The following is a 14632-nucleotide window of genomic DNA, read 5'->3' as shown; positions in this document are numbered from 1 at the left end:
TTTTTTAAGTACCGTCAAACTTTTTTCGCTTTCTTCAGCTTCTTGTCGCACCCCGCAACCTTCGCTACGAGACGCTGAAGCTGCTTCAGCGGAGCCTTCGATTATGCACTGTTTTTTCAAACCGCGTCAACTTCGAAGAAGATTTTTTCGACTTTCATCTTCTTGCTTTCCGCTCCTGGGAGCGGCTGCCTGAAGTGCTTTGCAGCGTTGTCAGCCGAGCCCACGAGTATATGCCAAATTCCGGGTCCTGCAAGACTGCCGTGAACAAAATCGGCGTCGGAGCCTTTCCCTCCGGGGACGGCGCTTCGCGCCGCCCCCGGAGGGAAAGGGAGGCTCCTCCGATAATCCGTGCCACATGGCACTCATCACACTCCTCAACGCCCAACTCGCGTTCGGTCACGTCCCGCTGCTCGATCATGCGGACTTCTCTCTTCTCGAATCGGAGCGTATCGGCCTGATCGGGCGCAATGGTGCCGGCAAGTCTTCGCTGCTCAAGATACTGGGTGGCCTGGAGAAGACGGACGACGGCACGCTCCAACTGCAGCAGAACCTGCGCATCGCGTTCGTTGCCCAGGAACCCCAGCTGGACATGGACGCGGACGTATTCACGGCCGCGAGCCAGGGGCTGGCCCCGGTCATCGCCATACGGGACCTCTATCTTTCTGGTGCAGAGGGCCTGGACCTGGATGCGCTGCAATCCCAGATTGAAGCTTTCGACGCCTGGAACTGGGAGCAGCGCGTGGAAGAAACGCTGCATCGGCTCCACCTGGACCGCAACGCCCGGGTCGGCTCGCTCTCCGGCGGCACCCGCAAGCGGGTCGCGCTGGCCCAGGCGCTGGTCGCCGCGCCGGATGTTCTTCTATTGGACGAACCCACCAACCACCTGGACCTGGACTCCATCGAATGGCTGGAGCAATTGCTGATCGACTTCAAGGGAAGCGTCGTCACCGTCACCCATGACCGCAGCTTCCTCAACCGCGTGGCCACCCGCATCGTGGAGTTGGACCGGGGCAAGCTGAATTCCTACCCGGGCAATTTCGAGCAGTACCTGCTGCAGAAGGAAGAACAGCTCGCCCAGGAAGCGGTCATCAGCGCCAAGGCGGACAAGCTCCTCGCACAGGAAGAAATCTGGATCCGCAAGGGCGTGGAGGCGCGCCGCACCCGCAGCCAGAGCCGCATCAGCCGCCTGGAAGCCCTGCGCGCAAGCCGCGCGGCACGCCGCGAAGTGCAAGGCAGCGTCAACATGGACGTGGCCTCGGGCCAGAGCAGCGGCAAGATCGTGGCCGAGCTCACCGAGGCGACCAAGTCCTTCGGCGAAAAGACCGTGATCCGCAAGTTCACCGGCACCATCCTGCGCGGCGACAAGGTCGGCCTGCTGGGCCCGAACGGGGCGGGCAAGACCACGCTGCTCAAGCTGATCCTGGGCGAGCTCGAGCCCGACAGCGGCAAGATCCGCCGCGGCACCAACCTGCAGGTGGCGTATTTCGACCAGATGCGCGACAAGCTCGACCTGGACGCGACGCTGGAGGACTTCATCAGCCCGGGCAGCGAGTGGATCGAGATCGGCAGCCAGCGCAAGCACGTGAAGAGCTACCTTTCGGACTTTCTCTTCTCCCCCGCGCGTGCCAATTCGCCGGTGCGCTCCCTGAGCGGCGGCGAGCGCAACCGGCTGCTGCTGGCGCGCCTGTTCGCGCGCCCGGCCAACGTGCTGGTGCTCGACGAACCGACCAACGACCTGGACATCGACACGCTGGAACTGCTGGAAGGCCTGCTGCAGGACTACGACGGCACCGTGTTCCTGGTCAGCCACGACCGCACCTTCCTGGACAACGTAGTGACCAGCACGATCGCCTTCGAGGGCGACGGCCACTGGCGCGAATACGAGGGCAGCGTGCAGGACTGGCTGATCCAGTCGAAGCGCGCGCGCGAGATCGCGGAGCAGCGGCAGGCCGCCGGCGCCCCGCCTGCCCCGCCGCCCGCACCGGCTCCCGCCGCCGCCGAACCGGCGCCCGCGCGTCCGGCCGGCGCCGCCCGCAAGAAGCTCAGCTACAAGGAACAGCGCGAACTCGAGGCGCTCCCGGCGCTGATCGAGGCGCTCGAGGCCGAGCAGAAGCGCATCGGCGAAATGCTCGAGCTCGACGGCGGCGCGATCTACGCCAGCGACGCTTCGCGCGCGGCCGAGTTGAGCCAGCGCCACGCCCAGATCGACGACGAACTGCTGGCGGCGCTGGAACGCCAGGAAGAGCTGTCCGCCGGGCGCTAGTTCATTGGTTCTACGACGGGCCGTCCCGCCGTCCCACGCCGCGGCGGCGCCGACTGGGCTATATATGCGGCTTCCAAGCTCCGGGAACGCCGCATGTCTTCCTTCTACGCGCTCTTTGGCCGAAGCATTGCGCTTCTTGTCCTTGTCCTGCAGGGCGCCTGCGCACAACTGCCCGAGCACGTCGACCGGCCGGTCTCGACCGCGCTCGCCTCGCCCAACGGCACCGCGCTGGAGGCCCTGGTGCAGCAGCGGCGCAAGGCCGACGGGGCGCGCTTCGAATCCGGCTTCCTGCTGCTCGCGGGGCCGCCCGCCGCCTACGGCAGTCGGCTCGCGCTGATCGAAGGCGCGCAGAAAACGCTCGACCTGCAGTACTACGCCATCCATGCCGACGCCAGCACCGGCCGGCTGGTGCGGGGACTTCGAGCGGCGGCCGAGCGCGGCGTGCGCGTGCGAATCCTGCTCGACGACCTGCACAGCACCGGGCGCGATGCGCTGGTGCTGGGCCTGGCGTTCGTGCCGAACATCGAGATGCGCCTGTTCAACCCGCTGGCCGGCGCGCGCGGGACTTCGCTGGCGCGCGTCTTCAACTCGATCGGCGATGCCTCGCGGATCCAGCAGCGGATGCACAACAAGCTCTTCCTCGCCGACAACGTGCTCGGCGTCACCGGCGGGCGCAACCTGGGCGACGCCTATTTCGGCAATGCGCTGAAGGGCAACTACATCGACGTCGACATCCTGGCGGCCGGGCCGATCGTGCGGGACCTGTCGCGCAGCTTCGACAGCTACTGGAACAACGAACGCGCCTACCCGGTCCAGTCGCTGGTCAAGCGCAGCGAGCTGGAGGCCATCCGCGAGCGCGCGCAGCAGGCCGACCGGGAACTGGCCGACGAGTCGGCTCGGGCGCAGAACTCGCCGCCGCCGGCCCCCCCGCCGCCCGCGCCCGGAACAGAACCGAAGGACGGCGCCGCCCCGACGCCGGCACAGCTCGCCCGCGCCTGGGACGAAAAGCCGATGGACCTGCGAACCGCCCGTTTCGTCTGGGCGCCCGCGGTGATGCTCGCCGACCAGCCCGGAAAGATCCCGGCCGACAAGGGCGCCGAGAAGACGAGGGCGCCGGGCCTGGTCGTGAGCCAGCCCGGGGACGCCGCCAGCTCGTCGCGGCGCGCGGCGGCGCTCGAAGCCAGCTCCGACCTGGCCGCGGGCAGCGACACGGTGGTCGAAGGCCTGCTGCAGCTGATCGGCCAGGCCCGCAGCGACCTGCTCATCATCTCGCCCTATTTCGTGCCCGGCCCGGACATGATGCAGGCCTTTGCAGCGGCGCGGGGGCGGGGCGTGCGCATCCGCGTGCTGACCAACTCGCTGTCGTCGAACGACGCGCCGGTGGCGCATGTCGGTTACTCCCGCCATCGCGAGGATCTGCTCAAAGTGGGCGTGGAGCTCTACGAGCTGCGCAGCGAGCAGGCCAGCGTCGGCAATGCCTTCGGCTCGTCGGGCAGCGGCGGCAGCCTCGGCGAATCGCGCTCGATGCTGCATTCGAAGGTGCTGGTGATGGACGGCCGGCTGCTGGTGGTCGGCTCGATGAACCTGGACCTGCGCTCGCAGCTGCAGAACACCGAGATCGCGCTGCTCGTGCGAAGCGCCGAGCTCTCGCGCGCGGCCTCCGCCCAGATCGAGCGCGGCATGCGCGAGGGCTCATGGCGGGTCGAGCTGGACGGCGGCTCGCTGGTCTGGCGGGCGCCCGAAGGCAGCGGGCTGAAGGACACCTCCACCGAGCCCGACGCCAGCCTGACCCTGCGCCTGCTGCTGCGGCTGTTCGGTCCGCTGGCGCCGGACCAGCTGCTGTAGGGCGCCGGCGTCAGTGCTTGTGCTGATGGGCCGGCGCGGCGGTGTCGGCTCCTTCGGGCGCGCCCACCGGCAGGTTCAGCTCGAGCGAGCTCTTCTGGCCCTTGGCATCCTCGAAACGCAGCGTCATCGGCACGGTCGAACCCTTGGCCAGCGCCTGCTTCAGGTCCATCATCATCACGTGGTAGCCGCCCGGCTTGAGCTCGACGGTCTGGCCGGCAGGCAGGTCGAGGCCGCCCGGCAGTTCGCGCATCTTCATGGTGTCGCCTTCCATCTTCATCTCGTGCACCTCGGCCACGCCGGCGGCCGGCGTCGTGATGCCGACCAGCCTGGCGCCCGTGGGCGCGGTGAGTTTCATGAAGGCCCCGGTGCCGCTCTGGCCCGGCACCGACTGGCGCACCCAGCCGTCGCGCACGTCGACCGTGGCCACGCCCTGCGCCACCACGTCGAGCCTGGCGGCAGGGCTCTTGAGCCCGGTGGTCGAAGTGCCCGAGGCCGGCACTTCCGCCCAATCGATGCTGCCCACGTCGCAGGTCTGCAGCACCTTGAACCACAGCGGGCCGGGCGTGCCCGGCACCTTGCCGCGCAGCACGAACTCGGCGCGCTCGCCGGCGGGCAGCGCCGCTTGCGGGTTTTCGGCGGTCCAGCGCACTTCGCCGTCGCCGGCGTTCTTCTGCACGTCGAGCTTCCAGCCCTTGCGCGCCTGGGCGTCGCTCAGCAGGAAACCCTTGGGCAGGCGCACGGCCAGGCCGGTAGTGGCCTTGGCGCCTTCGCAGGCATGGCCGACGCGGAAGGCCGCGTTGTAGTCGCTGCCGACGGTGGCGCCGCCGCGCGGCAGCGTGACGTGGGCGCAGGCGGCGGCCGTGCCTGCCAGCAGGGCGCAGGCGGCGGCGGTCTTGAGGATGGTGCGCGGATGGTTCATTGCGGGAACTCCTTGAAAAAGGCGGTTGAAAGGAATCAGAGGTCGAACTTGAGTTCGGCCACGTAGGTGCGTTGCGGATAGGGGTGGAAGGCCCAGTACTTGTTGTTGTTCAGGTTGTCGATGCCTAAGGCGGCGCTCCATTGCCGGTCGATCCGGTAGCGGATGCGCGCGTCGACCACGAAGAACTTCGAGAAGCCCATGTAGGCCGCGCCGTTGCCGTCGCTGTTGTCGAGCGTGCCGTACTGCTTGCCGCTGTAGCGGGCGCCGACGGTGTAGCTCCACCTCGCATCGGGCCGGTAGGTGGCGAGCAGCGTGGCCCGCAGCTTCGGCACGCGCGGCTGCTCGCGGCCGACGCTGGCCGGAAAACCGCTGTTGGCCGCGATCTTCGAGCGCGTCAGCGTGAGGCTGCCGCTCAGGTCCAGCCCCTTCACGCCCACGTCGACCGCGTTCAGCGCCACCTCCAGGCCGCGGGTGCGGATGGCATCGACGTTCTGCACCGTGCTGACCAGATTGGTGAGGGCCTGGCTGTAGAGCGCGTCCTTGGTGTTCTCGAAGAACAGCGTGGTGCGCAGCACGCCGTCGAGCCCCCAGCCCTTCAGGTCGCGCTCGGCGCTGAGCTCCGTCGTCCAGGAGCGCTCCGGCCGCAGGTTCGGATCGGTGTTGACGATGCGGTTGCCGTCGATCGAGCCCTGGTAGAGCTCGCTCACCGTCGGCATGCGCACTGCCCGGCCGGTCGATGCCTTGAGCAGCCAGTCCGGCGTGGCCTGCCAGGCAAGGGCCGCCTTGGGCGAGTCGTAGCTGTTCCTGCGCGGCGCGAAGTCGAGCAGCTTCGTCGCGCTGCCGAGCTGGCCGCCGTAGGCCTCCCAGCGTTCGTGGCGCAGGCCGAGCGTGGTCTTCCAGTCCTTGGCGAAGCGCCAGGTGTCCTGCACGTAGAGCGACTGCAGCCGGGTGTTGCCGTTGAAGCCGGAGAACGGCGACACGGCCGGCCCGGCGATCCAGTCGAGCGTGTTGCCGACGCTGGTGCGCAGGCGGGCGGTGTCCTGCTGGAAGCCGAAGTCGACCACGTGCGCGCCCACGCCCTCGGCCGAGCCGATGGGCCGCCATGTGCCGGCGGCCTTGAAGGTGTGCCAGCCGGAGCCCCCCATGTCGGTGGTGCGGCCCGGTCCGCCGTTGAAGGCGCCGGGCAGCGGCGTGGTCGGCGTGCGCGAGGTGTCGCGCGCATAGTCGAACAGGCTTGCGGACAGCTCCCAGTCGAACACCCCGCCGGTGTGGCTCTTCACCGAGAGGCCATGCATGTAGTGGGTGAGCGCGGTTTCGGTCGGCGCCAGCGCGGCGCTCGGCGCATCGAGGTTGTAGCTCCGCCCGGCGATGTTCACGCGCCCCGAATACACCGGCCCACCGAAGGCATCGCGCAGGTAGGTGTCGACGCTGCCGTGCGTGGTGTTGTTCCAGGCGCCCAGCGTGTAGGTGGCGCGCACCGTGGGCGAGAAATCGTAGGCCAGCTTGAGCTTGGCCTGCTCCTGCGTGGTGTCGTAGATCGTCGAGCCGCCTACCAGCCACCAGGGCTGGTTCGACGGGTTCAGCCCCAGAACCGCCCCGGTGACCGGCGTGCCGGCATTGCCCAGGGTGCCGGCACTCGCGAGCCGGTTGCCGAACACCAGCGCCTGCCCCTTGCTGTGGGTGCGCGAGGCGCTGAGCCACCATGACCAGTCGCCGCTGCGGCTGCCCAGCGAGAGCTCGAGCTGCTGGCCGGCGGGCGAGGAGTGGCTGTTGTACAGGTCGAAGTTGGAGGCGAAGCCGCTGAGCTTGGCGTGCGCTTCGAGCCGGGTGGGCATGCGCGTCACGTAGTCGACCACGGCGCCGACCGAGTTGCCCGGATAGGCCGCCGAGAACGGCCCGTACAGCACGTCGACCCGCTCGATCTCCTCGGGCGAGACCATGCCCCAGCGCGGCGCGTAGGTAGCGCCGTTGCCCAGCGGGTTCGACAGCATGACGCCGTCGGCATACACCATCGAGCGAGCGCTGTTGCCCGTGCCGGAGGCGCGCGTGGCAAGCACCGCATGGTTGAAATCGCCGATGTAGCGCTTGCGCACCACGAGGCTGGGCAGGTACTTGAGCGCGTCTTCGCCGTCGGTGGCGTTGACGGTTTCGGCGATCTGCTCGTGCGTCACGCCCTCGATGGTGGTCGGAATCTGGGTCGGCAGCGAGGTCGGGCGGCCGCCGCTGACCGTGACGGTGCTCAGGGTGCGCGCACCGCTGCCGCCGGATGGATCAGGCGCGTCCTGCGCCCACGCGGGCGCGCCAAGGGGAAATGCCATGGCGATCGCCATGGCGCGGGAATGCTTTTTCACTGGGAACCTGCTCCACGAACTTCAAGCCGGACAGGCCGCATGCACCCGTCGATCGGGCGCACGCAGCTACGGTTTTGACAGCTTCAGGAGAAGGCGGGAGGCCCGCGCGCCGGCAGCGGCGCGGCGGTGGCCGCGGCCAAGCGCGCGGCGGGAATGGACTGGACCACGCGGCCGAGCGGCAGCGGAAGGTCGAAAGCGGCAGCGGACGGCGACGGCGGCGGCGCGCCGGTCAGCACGCACAGCGGGCAGTCCATGTGCGAGGCGCCCATCTCCTGCACGCCGTCTTCGGTGTGGACCACCGCCTTGATCGAACCGGCGCTCGAGCACACCAGTTCGACGGCCTGCGGATGCACGATCGGCGAGGCCACCGCCGCGCCGATCGAGAGCGCGAACCACAGCAGCACCCAGCGGCCGACGAGGCCGAGGAAGCGGGGGTGGTTTCGCAGCAGGTGCATGGCGTTGGCGATTATCGGCGCTGTTTGTTCTTTGGTGCCGGTGCGCGCTGGGCGGACTTGGCATTGCCCGAACTCCGGGTGCCCGAGGCCTTGGCGCCGGAAGCCTTGGCGCCGCGATTGCTCCTGGCCCCTTGCGCGCCGCGGGCGCTCGCCTTGGGCGCGGGTGCGGTCGGCACCGCGGCGGGCGGCTGCGCCACCAGCGGGACCGCCTCCACCTTGAAGCCGCGCGCCGCCAGCAGCGCCGGCAGCCCCTGCGGACCGACCATGTGCAGCGCGCCCACGGCAGCAAACACGCGCTTGCCGCCCGCGTGCATGCGCTCGATGCCGTCGGCCAGGCCCGGGTTGCGGTCGTCCAGCAGGCGCTTCATGAGCCGCTGCTCGGCGGGCGTGTTGAGGCAGTTGCACCACTCGGGGTAGCGGCCGAGCTTGTCCGCGTCGCCGCGTGCCCAGATGTCGGCCAACTCCTTCATCTGCGCGCGCAACTGGCCCGATTCCAGTTCGCTCAGGGCGGCGTCGATCTGCTCGGCCTCCTCGGCCTCGGAGTCGCCGGTCAGCATCTTCAATTGCGCGGCCGCGCTTTCGAGCGCGAACACCGGCTTGTTGTTGTTGCGTGCGGAGACGGCCAGCGCCTCGTCGGCGCCGAACTCGGGGTACAGGCCGTCGGCGCGCGCCACCAGGCCGGTCAGGGCCATGACCTGCAGGATGGGCTGCAGCCCCGTGGCCTGGCCGGGCGGCACGCAGGCGGCCTCGTTCTGGCGCGCCAGCCGCTGTGCGCGCTCGCCACTGAGCAGCCGCGCGACCACGGCCGGATCGGCCTGCTGCGTCAGGGGCTGCATCGCGACCGGGTCGCGCACGTCGAGTTCCAGTGCCAGCGCGTCGCTTTGCTCCAGCGCCTTCTGCACGGTGGGCCCGGGCCGCACCCACTCGGCGCGCCCGAGATGAATGGTCCCGTAGAGCCAGGAAGTGCGCCCGTCTCGCTCGGCGCGCCACAGCAGGCCGCGGTCGGCCGCGTTCCACTGGCCGACGGCCGCGCCGGGCTTTCCGAGGCTGGCAATGGCAGACGGCGGGCAGGCGGCCTGCGCCGCCAGCGCGAAGACGCAGCAGGCGCCGGCCAGCGCAAGGCGCGGCAGGCGCGAAAGCAGGGACGCACGCGCGGGCGTCTTCGTCTTCAAAAGGGTGTCGCGCCTCGGCGCAACCAGGATCCGGAGTATCCGCAAGGCTTGCTCCACGATGAAAGAAAGTCCGGCATTCTCACAGCACCGCTGCCCATAATCCGGAACATGCAGAGCATCTTCCATCTTGCCTTCCACGTCCGCGATCTCGACGCGGCCCGCCGCTTCTATGGCCAGGTTCTGGGCTGCGCCGAGGGCCGCAGCACCGGCACGTGGGTCGATTTCGACTTCTTCGGCCACCAGATCTCGCTGCACCTGGGCGAACCCTTCGCCACCACGCGCACCGGCCGTGTCGGCGACGCGATGGTGCCGATGCCGCACTTCGGCATCGTGCTCGCGCTGCCCGACTGGCAGGCGCTCGCGAAGCGGCTGAAGGCCGCCGAGATCGAGTTCGTGCTCGAGCCCCAGGTGCGCTTCGAGGGCCAGCCGGGCGAGCAGTGGACCATGTTCTTCTGCGACCCGTTCGGCAATCCGATCGAGGTCAAGGGCTTTCGTTCCCTGGCAGCGCTCTACGACAAATGAACCCTCCGCCCCGAGCCGCCCCGGGCTGGCTCGCAGCCTCTGCGGGCGCCGGCGCAGCCGCATTGCGCGCCGCGGCGGCGGTACTGTGGCTTCTTTTTGCGGCGGGCACCGCCCACGCGGCCATCGATTGCGAGCTCAACGACCGCAAGGCCGATCCGTCCGACGGCAGCAGCACCGCGGGCAAGACGGGGCTGATGCGCTGCAAGGAGCGCGAAACCGGCGAACTCCAGCGCGAGCAGCAGATCCAGAACGGCGTCTTCATGGGCCTGGCGCGCTTCTATGAAAAAGGCAAGCTGGCCAGGGAGCACACGCTCAACGCCAAGGGCCACATCCACGGCCTCGCCCGCGAGTTCGCGCCCAACGGGCAGGTCGTGCGCGAGGCGGTCTACGACGACGGACAGGAGCAGGGCCTGGTGCGCAGCTTCTACCCGGGCGGGCAGCTGCGCCGCGTCACCTTCTATCCAGCCGTCGGCACCGACCGCGCCTTCGTCGAGTTCACCGAACGCGGCCAGATGTCGGCGCTGCGCTGCGGCGAAACGCCCATGCTGGCGCCGGCCGTCGACGACGCCCGGCTGTGCGGGTTCATCAGCGGGCCGTCGCAGGTCGAGCTGTTCGATGCGGGCGGCATCCTGCGCTCGCGGCTGTCGTACCTGTCGGGCAAGCGGGTGCGTTCGCAGAGCTTCTACGACAACGGCAAGCCTTCCGTGCAGGACGAGATCGTCGGCAGCCAGCGCACCGAGCGCCAGTTTTCATCCGAAGGCGTGAAGCGCCGCGAAACGGTGTGGCTGCTGGTCGAGCGCAGCGCGGTGCGGCAACGCGAGCAGGAGTTCTCCGAAAAGGGAACGCTGATCCGTGACCAGCGATGGAACCCGGCGGGCGAACCGATCGGCGACGACAGCTACCACCTCAATGGCCGGCCGCGCAGCAAGTCGGTCTACCGCGGAAGCGGCAATGCGCGCACGGTCGAGATTACCGAGTTCTACGAGAGCGGCCAGCGCGCCGCCCACGGCCGCTACCTGGTGGCGGGCCGCGGGCGCCAGGTGCCGGTGGGCACGCACCGGCGCTTCAGCGAAAAGGGCAACCTGCTGGCGGAATCGAGCTTCGATGCCAAGGGCCGCGTGACGCGCGAGCGCAGCTGGGACGAGAACGGCGAACTGCAGCACGACGAGCACGTGCTCGAGGACGGCTCGCGCAAGGCCTACACGCAGTAGCACGGCCCACCCCGGGGCCGCGCGGGCTTCATCAATCCAGCTTGATGCCGGCCTGCTTGATGATCGGGCCCCAGCGTTTCGACTCGGCGCGCGACAGCGCCGCGAACTGCGCCGGTGTGCCCGGCATGGCTTCCATGCCGAAATCGTCGAAGCGCTTCTGCACGGCCGGCGTGCCGAACGCGCGGTTCAGCTCGCTGTTGAGCCTTGCGACCACCGCGGGCGGCAGCCCCGCCGGGCCGAGGATGCCCTGGAACGCGAACACTTCGGTGTTGGGCACGCCCACTTCGGCCAGCGTCGGCACGTTGGGCAGCGTCTTGCTGCGCGCGCCCGAGCCGATGGCCAGCACGCGCACCTTGTTGCCCTGCATGATCGGCAGGCCCGAGGCCAGGTCGAGGAACATGCACGGCACCTGGCCGCCCATCACGTCGGCCATGGCGGGCGCCGCGCCGCGGTAGGGAATGTGGGTGATGAAGGTGCCGGTGCGGGCCTTGAACATTTCCATGGCCAGGTGGTGCGGCGAGCCATTGCCCGGCGAGGCGTAGTTGACCTTGCCCGGATTGGCCTTCACGTAGGCCAGGAACTCCTTGAAGTTCTTGGCCGGAAAGTCGGGATGCACCACCAGCGCGAGCGGGAACTTGCCGATCGCGCCGATGTAGGTGAAGTCCTTTTCCGGATTGAACGGCAGCTTGCTGAACAGGTGCTCGTTGAAGGCCAGCACGGCGTTGTCCGCCGAGAGGATGGTGTAGCCGTCGGGCTTGCTCTTGGCGACGAGGTCGGCGCCGATGTTGGTCGAGGCGCCGGGGCGGTTGTCGACCACGATCTGCTGGCCCAGCGTCTGGCGCATGGCCTCGGCCAGCACGCGTGCGATCACGTCGGTGCCGCCGCCGGCCGGATAGGGCACCACCCACTTGATGAGTTGCGCGGGGTAGTCCTGCGCGCGGGCAAAGGGCGCGGCGGCCACGGCGGCGCCGGAGGCGAGCGTGGCGAGAAGGGTGCGGCGATCCATGGATCAGTCTCCTTTTTGTAGTGGTTCGGTTGCGGACAGCGATGGTACGGGCAGCGCGTGCAGTGCGTCGGCCAGCGCGGCGCGGCAGCGCGCCTCGTCGCCGACCTGCTCGAACAGCAGCAGCGCGAGGCGAGCGAGAAACAGCGACTCGCGCTCGAGACCGGCCTCGGTGATGGCACGTGCGCATTCGGCGTAGAGCCGGTCGCGCGCATCGGATGGAAGCGGTGTGGTCATTCGGCAATCTCCGTGGAAGTGGCGGCTGCAGCGCGGGCCAATGCGGCCTGCAATGCGCCGCCCGGCAAGCGCCGCCAGCGCGCGGCCACATGGCCGTCGGGGCGCAGCAGAAAGACGGCGCCATCGCGCGCGCCCAGCGCCTCGAACACGTCGGGGCCGGCGTGCGCGTCGGCGCCTGCAATGCCCGGGCCGGCAATGGTGCGCACCGCGAACGGCAGCGCGCCGCCAAGCGCCTGTGCCACTTCATCGTCCGGCAGCGGCATGGCATCGGCGTCCGGCTGGAGCACCAGCAGCGTGAAGACCGGGCCGATCCAGCCGGTCAGGTGGCCTTGCTCGAGCTGCTGCTCGGCCATGACTTCGCCGGGCAGCGGGCCCGCAGGCAGCGCATCGCCTTCGCTCGACAGCGCCGAATCCGCATAGCGCACGGCCTGCGTCTGGCGCGGGTTGATCAGCTGCGCAATGCCACGGTGCACCTGCGACAGCGAAAGCGCGGCCTCGCGCAACAGGTCGAAGCCGCGCGACGGCGGCGACATGAACTCGGTGCTGCGCATGGCGTTCTCGGCATTGACGTGAAAGGCCGCGATGCGCTCCTGCGAGTACGAGTCGAGCAGCGACGCATCCGAAAGCCCGCGCGCCACGAAGGCCAGCTTCCAGGCCAGGTTGTCCGCATCGTCGAAGCCCGAGTTGAGGCCGCGCACGCCGAAGATCGGCATCGCATGCGCGGCATTGCCCGCGAACAGCACGCGGCCGTGGCGGTAGCTGTCGAGCGTCATCGCACCGGCGCGGTAGACCGAGGTCCAGACCGTCTTCCACGGCAGGTGGCCTTCGCCGATCGCGTCCAGGTGGCGCTGCACGAATTCGGCCACCGCCGCCGGCTTCAGCGCGTCCTCGGTGCTCTGGCCTGCGCGCAGCTGGTAGTCGATGCGCCAGATGTCGTCGGGCTGGCGGTGCATCAGCACGGTCGAGCCCGGGTTCCACGGCGGGTCGAACCAGGCGCGGCGCTCGGTCGGGTGCGTGCTGTGCAGCTCGATGTCGATGATCACGTAGCGGCCTTCGTAGCCCGTGCCCTCGAGCGCGAGCCCCAGCGCCTTGCGCACGAAGCTCTGGCCGCCGTCGCAGGCGGCAAGCCACTGGCCGCGCAGCCGGTAGGCGCCTTCGGGGTTGCGCACGTCCAAGGTCACGCCGTCTTCGTCCTGCGCGAGGCCGGTGAGTTCGGTGCCCCAGCGGATGTCGACGAGCCCCGGCGTCGCTTCGTTGCGGCGAAGGATCTCGTCCAGCAGGTACTGCTCGATGTAGTACTGCTCGAGGTTGATCATCGGCGGCAGCTTCTGGCGCTCGTCGTGCGGCATCTCGAAGCGGAACACCTCGGCCGTCTTGTAGAAGCTGCGCCCGCCGGTCCACGGCAGGCCCTTGGCCATGAAGGCCGGCAGCACATCGAGCCGCGCCATGATCTCCAGGCTGCGGCGCGAGATGCAGGCCGCGCGGCTGCCCACGCACACCGTGTCGTCGGCCTCGAGCACCACGCTGCGCACACCCTGGTTCGCGAGCCCCAGCGCCAGCGCCATGCCGACCGGCCCGCCGCCCGCAATCACCACGGGATGGTGGCCGGGCTCCACGCCGCCGTGCCCGAGTGCCGGCGTTCGCGCTTGGTAGCGCGTGTAGTGAAAGGCGCCGACGGAGGGCGGCAGTTCGGTGGCGCTGGCCGGCGGCGGCACCGGGCCGCTGGCGGCATCGGCGGCCCGTGCGCCGGCGGCGGCAACGGTGGGGTTCGTCATCATGCAGCGGGATTGTCCCGATGTGCGGCGCCGGCCATTGTCATAACTTCGTACGAAGTAATTACCCTGCCCTATCTGCTCCCTCATGAGACGCTGGCGCATCCAGTCCGCCGCGGACACCACGCTGTCCGCCGCCCTCGCCAGCGACGTGCTCGCGGGCATCGGCACGCCGCACCTGGCAGCCAACTGCCTCGCGGCGATGCACCGCGTGATGCCCGTCACCTTCTGCACCGTGTTCGCGGTCGACGCCACCGGCCGCATCGAGGCGGTGTCGGCTGCCAGCAGCTACGGCACCACGGCCGAACGCACGGCCGAGCGCTACGTGGCGCAGCGCTTCGACCTGCTCGATCCCAACATGACCTGGCTGGCGGCGCGCAAGCTGCCCCGGCGCGCGCAGCTCTGGCTGGGCCACCAGCGCGCCGACGAGGTGGCCGACCCGGCCTACCGCGCGGCCTGCTACGGCGACGTGGGCATCCGCGAGCGCGCGTCGGTGCTGCGCCTGACGCCCACCGGCCAGCGCGTGGCCGTGAGCTTCTACCGGAGCCTCGCGCAGCCCGAATTCGGCGCCGCCGACTTCGCGGCCATCGAGCGCCACGCCACGCTGCTGGCCGACGCCACCCTGGCCCACGGCCGCAGCGCCATGGCCGCCCAGGAAGCCGTGGCGCCCACCCTCGCCTCGCGCCTCCTGACCCTGAGCTTGCGCGAGCGCGAAGTCATCGGCCACCTGATGGCCGGCCGCACGGCCAAGGAAGCGGCGCGCGAGATCGGCATCGAACTGACGACGGTGCGCACCCACCAGTACCGGGCGTTCCGGCGGCTGGGGATACGCAGTCAGAAGGAGTTGCTGCTGCGGGCACCGGAAAAAGCCCTGTAGCGCCC

Annotated in this window: 12 protein-coding genes; 5 read left to right on the top strand and 7 right to left on the bottom strand. The window is 69.5% G+C overall.

The genetic code is table 11. The features are described from left to right. The first annotated feature begins 355 nt into the window (after positions 1-355). Both AC1DSC_RS31580 and AC1DSC_RS31575 read left to right on the top strand, forming a co-directional pair. Positions 356-2263 (top strand): ATP-binding cassette domain-containing protein, encoded by a 1908-nt coding sequence (locus AC1DSC_RS31580; protein ID WP_018907346.1) that lies wholly within the window; start codon positions 356-358, stop codon positions 2261-2263. A gap of 93 nt (positions 2264-2356) precedes the next feature. Continuing rightward, positions 2357-4108: a phospholipase D family protein gene (locus tag AC1DSC_RS31575; protein ID WP_015867533.1), complete on the top strand. Its 1752-nt coding sequence runs from the start codon at positions 2357-2359 to the stop codon at positions 4106-4108. Positions 4109-4118: 10 nt separating this feature from the next. Here AC1DSC_RS31575 and AC1DSC_RS31570 read toward each other — a convergent pair whose 3' ends face one another. The 4 genes from AC1DSC_RS31570 to AC1DSC_RS31555 form a co-directional block, all read right to left on the bottom strand. Next, a complete protein-coding gene (locus AC1DSC_RS31570) occupies positions 4119-5027 on the bottom strand; it encodes a copper chaperone PCu(A)C domain-containing protein (RefSeq protein ID WP_015867534.1) in 909 nt (302 codons plus the stop codon). 35 nt (positions 5028-5062) lie between these two features. Continuing rightward, positions 5063-7345, bottom strand: a complete 2283-nt coding sequence (locus tag AC1DSC_RS31565; RefSeq protein WP_015867535.1) for a TonB-dependent receptor — start codon at positions 7343-7345, stop codon at positions 5063-5065. A gap of 116 nt (positions 7346-7461) precedes the next feature. After that, positions 7462-7833 (bottom strand): DUF2946 family protein, encoded by a 372-nt coding sequence (locus tag AC1DSC_RS31560; protein ID WP_015867536.1) that lies wholly within the window; start codon positions 7831-7833, stop codon positions 7462-7464. A gap of 11 nt (positions 7834-7844) precedes the next feature. Beyond that, positions 7845-9005, bottom strand: a complete 1161-nt coding sequence (locus AC1DSC_RS31555; RefSeq protein WP_230537990.1) for a TraB/GumN family protein — start codon at positions 9003-9005, stop codon at positions 7845-7847. A 108-nt stretch (positions 9006-9113) separates the two neighbouring features. Between AC1DSC_RS31555 and AC1DSC_RS31550 the strand changes: the two genes are divergently transcribed. Both AC1DSC_RS31550 and AC1DSC_RS31545 read left to right on the top strand, forming a co-directional pair. After that, entirely contained in the window at positions 9114-9527 is a 414-nt protein-coding gene (locus tag AC1DSC_RS31550) for a VOC family protein (protein WP_015867538.1), read from the top strand. Further along, entirely contained in the window at positions 9524-10738 is a 1215-nt protein-coding gene (locus AC1DSC_RS31545) for a toxin-antitoxin system YwqK family antitoxin (protein ID WP_018907344.1), read from the top strand. Before AC1DSC_RS31550 ends, AC1DSC_RS31545 begins: the two co-directional genes overlap by 4 nt. Before the next feature lie 31 nt (positions 10739-10769). Here AC1DSC_RS31545 and AC1DSC_RS31540 read toward each other — a convergent pair whose 3' ends face one another. The 3 genes from AC1DSC_RS31540 to AC1DSC_RS31530 are packed head-to-tail and all read right to left on the bottom strand — an operon-like array spanning position 10770 to position 13753. After that, the gene (locus AC1DSC_RS31540; protein WP_436288092.1) at positions 10770-11744 is read right to left on the bottom strand and encodes a Bug family tripartite tricarboxylate transporter substrate binding protein; all 975 of its coding nucleotides are present in this window, start codon (positions 11742-11744) and stop codon (positions 10770-10772) included. 3 nt (positions 11745-11747) lie between these two features. Then, entirely contained in the window at positions 11748-11978 is a 231-nt protein-coding gene (locus AC1DSC_RS31535) for a hypothetical protein (protein ID WP_436288093.1), read from the bottom strand. Next, complete coding sequence (locus tag AC1DSC_RS31530) at positions 11975-13753, bottom strand: FAD-dependent monooxygenase (protein ID WP_436288306.1); 1779 nt, start codon at positions 13751-13753, stop codon at positions 11975-11977. The genes AC1DSC_RS31535 and AC1DSC_RS31530 overlap by 4 nt, the downstream gene beginning before the upstream one ends. An 85-nt stretch (positions 13754-13838) precedes the next feature. Between AC1DSC_RS31530 and AC1DSC_RS31525 the strand changes: the two genes are divergently transcribed. Then, positions 13839-14627 carry a helix-turn-helix transcriptional regulator gene (locus AC1DSC_RS31525; RefSeq protein WP_436288094.1) on the top strand — a complete coding sequence of 263 codons (789 nt, stop codon included), beginning with the start codon at positions 13839-13841 and terminating at the stop codon, positions 14625-14627. The last annotated feature ends 5 nt before the right edge of the window (positions 14628-14632 follow it).

Source organism: Variovorax sp. 01N425, assembly GCF_056399465.1.
Note: the sequence above shows the minus strand (reverse complement) of the source record. Positions and strands in the feature narration are given on the sequence as shown.

Coding starts and splice junctions, on each gene's coding strand:
- AC1DSC_RS31580 (WP_018907346.1), top strand. CDS start 356: ATGGCACTCATCACACTCCTCAACGCCCAACTCGCGTTCGGTCACGTC.
- AC1DSC_RS31575 (WP_015867533.1), top strand. CDS start 2,357: ATGTCTTCCTTCTACGCGCTCTTTGGCCGAAGCATTGCGCTTCTTGTC.
- AC1DSC_RS31570 (WP_015867534.1), bottom strand. CDS start 5,027: ATGAACCATCCGCGCACCATCCTCAAGACCGCCGCCGCCTGCGCCCTG.
- AC1DSC_RS31565 (WP_015867535.1), bottom strand. CDS start 7,345: ATGGCATTTCCCCTTGGCGCGCCCGCGTGGGCGCAGGACGCGCCTGAT.
- AC1DSC_RS31560 (WP_015867536.1), bottom strand. CDS start 7,833: ATGCACCTGCTGCGAAACCACCCCCGCTTCCTCGGCCTCGTCGGCCGC.
- AC1DSC_RS31550 (WP_015867538.1), top strand. CDS start 9,114: ATGCAGAGCATCTTCCATCTTGCCTTCCACGTCCGCGATCTCGACGCG.
- AC1DSC_RS31545 (WP_018907344.1), top strand. CDS start 9,524: ATGAACCCTCCGCCCCGAGCCGCCCCGGGCTGGCTCGCAGCCTCTGCG.
- AC1DSC_RS31540 (WP_436288092.1), bottom strand. CDS start 11,744: ATGGATCGCCGCACCCTTCTCGCCACGCTCGCCTCCGGCGCCGCCGTG.
- AC1DSC_RS31535 (WP_436288093.1), bottom strand. CDS start 11,978: ATGACCACACCGCTTCCATCCGATGCGCGCGACCGGCTCTACGCCGAA.
- AC1DSC_RS31530 (WP_436288306.1), bottom strand. CDS start 13,753: ATGACGAACCCCACCGTTGCCGCCGCCGGCGCACGGGCCGCCGATGCC.
- AC1DSC_RS31525 (WP_436288094.1), top strand. CDS start 13,839: ATGAGACGCTGGCGCATCCAGTCCGCCGCGGACACCACGCTGTCCGCC.